This window comes from Melaminivora alkalimesophila, from assembly GCF_000282995.1.
Classification (GTDB): domain Bacteria; phylum Pseudomonadota; class Gammaproteobacteria; order Burkholderiales; family Burkholderiaceae_C; genus Melaminivora; species Melaminivora alkalimesophila.
Window position 1 is genome coordinate 1 of the sequence record NZ_ALEE01000447.1, and the last position, 2,285, is coordinate 2,285.

Genomic DNA, 2,285 nt, shown 5'->3' on the forward strand with positions numbered 1-2,285 from the left:
GGCCGGGGGCGAGCCGGTCGCCTACCTGACGGGCAGGAAGGAGTTCTACGGCCTGGAGCTGGGCGTCGATGCGCGCGTGCTCGACCCCCGCCCGGATACCGAGACGCTGGTGGACTGGGCCCTGGAGCTGCTGCACGAGGTGCCCGCGCCGCGCATTGCCGACCTCGGCACCGGCAGCGGCGCCATCGCGCTGGCGCTCGCCCATGCCCGGCCGGACGCGCACGTGCTCGCCACCGACCGCAGCGCCGCTGCCCTGGAGGTGGCGCGCGCGAACGCGCAGCGGCTCGGCCTGCGCGTCGGCTTCGCCCAGGCCCACTGGCTGGATGGCGTGGACGGACCCTTCGACCTGATCGTCAGCAACCCGCCCTACATCCCGGCGGGCGACGCCCACCTGCGCGCGCTCGTGCACGAGCCCATCGATGCCCTGGTGGCCGGCGCGGACGGGCTGCGCGACCTGCGCGCCATCGCCGCCCAGGCACCGGGGCGGCTCGCGCCGGGCGGTTGGTTGCTGCTGGAGCACGGCTGGGACCAGGCGGCCGCGGTGCGCGGGCTACTCGCCGCGGCGGGCCTCGCCGACGTTGCCAGCCGCGCGGACCTCGGCGGCATAGCCCGATGCACCGGCGGGTCAAAAGCTGGGGCCGCGGGGCCCGCAGTGAAATAATCCGCCCATCGGGCCCGGCCCGCCCCACCCCACCTTCCCAGGAGCACCCATCCATGAGCGACGTCCGCGAACGTATCGAACAACTGGTCAAGAACAACGACATCGTGCTGTTCATGAAAGGCAACGCCAGCTTTCCCATGTGCGGCTTCTCCGGCCGCGCCGTACAGATCCTCAAGGCCTGCGGCGTGGAGCCCCAGAACATCGCCGCCGTGAACGTGCTCGACGACCAGGAAATCCGCCAGGGCATCAAGGATTTCAGCCACTGGCCTACCATTCCTCAGCTGTACGTGCGCGGCGAATTCATCGGCGGCTCGGACATCATGATGGAGATGTACGAGTCGGGCGAGCTGCAGCAGGTCATCCGCGGCCAGCAACCTGCCGCCTGAGGGAGGGCCTGCGGGCCCCTTGCCCTGACAGACGCGAGCCGCCTTCCCGGGCGGCTTTTTTCTGGCTGTTGAATGCGGGATTGTTCCCACGGCCGCGGGCGCCGCGCCGTGCTTGAATGGACCCGTGTCATCGAAACAACACGCTAGTTTTCAGGAGTCGAGTCATGACGAGCCGCAGCCTTGTGACCCAAGGTCCCGTCCTGTCGCTGCCGGTGGCGCAGATGCGCAGCGTCTTCCAGCCCCGCGAGGTCGAGCGCAAGCTCGCGCGCCTGCAGGACGCCGGTGGCAGCGCACGCGAGCATGAGAACCTGCGGGCCGTGTACGAGCGCATGCTCGAGCGCGGCCCGGAGCGTTTCCAGGTCAAGCCCTCGGGCGTGCCGGAGATGGCGGGCCTCTATGAACAGCTGCCGAACTTCGCTCAGGTGCTGGACGACGTGAAGCGCCACGTGGCGCTGGCGCAGGACAGCCGCGACGGGCTGGAGGTCACGCCCATGCTGCTGCTGGGCCCGCCCGGCATCGGCAAGACCCACTTCGCGCGCCAGCTGGCGGAGCTGCTGGGGACCGGCATGAGCCTGGTGCCCATGAGTTCCATGACGGCCGGGTGGCTGCTGTCGGGCTCCTCCTCGCAATGGAAAGGCGCGCGCCCCGGCAAGGTCTTCGAAGCCCTGGTCGAGGGCGAGTTCGCCAACCCCGTGATCGTCGTGGACGAGATCGACAAGGCCGCCGCGGATGCCCAGTACGACCCGCTCGGCGCGCTCTACAGCCTGCTGGAGCACGATACCGCCCAGCACTTCACCGACGAGTTCGCGGAGGTGGCCATCGACGCCAGCCAGGTCATCTGGATCACCACCGCCAACGACGAGCGCGGCATCCCGGACCCGATCCTCAACCGCATGAACGTCTTCGAGGTCCAGGCCCCGGATGCCGAGCAGGCGCGCGCCATCGCGCTGCGCATGTACCAGGGCATCCGCGGCGAGCACGACTGGGGCCGGCACTTCGACCCCGAGCCGCTGGACGAAGTGCTGGAGCTGCTGTCCGCCATGCCGCCACGCGAGATGCGCCGGGCCCTCATGACCGGCTTCGGCAACGCCCGCCTGGGGCAGCGCGGCCAGGTGGAAGCCGGCGACCTTCCCCCGGCCGCTGGCGCGCGCAAGCAACGCATCGGCTTCACGCACTGAGCGCGGACGGCCGCGGGCCGCTTACACTTGCCCCGCCCCGCGGCAGCACCCGCCTGCCGC

Annotated in this window: 3 protein-coding genes; all 3 read left to right on the forward strand. The window is 70.6% G+C overall.

Features of this window, described 5'->3' with window-relative positions:
* The coding region (gene prmC / locus A612_RS08760; protein WP_019374124.1) for a peptide chain release factor N(5)-glutamine methyltransferase at positions 1 to 661 on the forward strand (661 nt) is incomplete at its 5' end.
* A 53-nt stretch (positions 662 to 714) separates the two neighbouring features.
* Positions 715 to 1,047 (forward strand): Grx4 family monothiol glutaredoxin, encoded by a 333-nt coding sequence (grxD, locus tag A612_RS08765; RefSeq protein WP_019374125.1) that lies wholly within the window; start codon positions 715 to 717, stop codon positions 1,045 to 1,047.
* A 164-nt stretch (positions 1,048 to 1,211) separates the two neighbouring features.
* Positions 1,212 to 2,225 (forward strand): AAA family ATPase, encoded by a 1,014-nt coding sequence (locus tag A612_RS08770; RefSeq protein WP_019374126.1) that lies wholly within the window; start codon positions 1,212 to 1,214, stop codon positions 2,223 to 2,225.
* The last annotated feature ends 60 nt before the right edge of the window (positions 2,226 to 2,285 follow it).

What these genes read in the sequence shown, in the direction of transcription:
- grxD (WP_019374125.1), top strand. Translation starts at nt 715, where the DNA reads ATGAGCGACGTCCGCGAACGTATCGAACAACTGGTCAAGAACAACGAC.
- A612_RS08770 (WP_019374126.1), top strand. Translation starts at nt 1,212, where the DNA reads ATGACGAGCCGCAGCCTTGTGACCCAAGGTCCCGTCCTGTCGCTGCCG.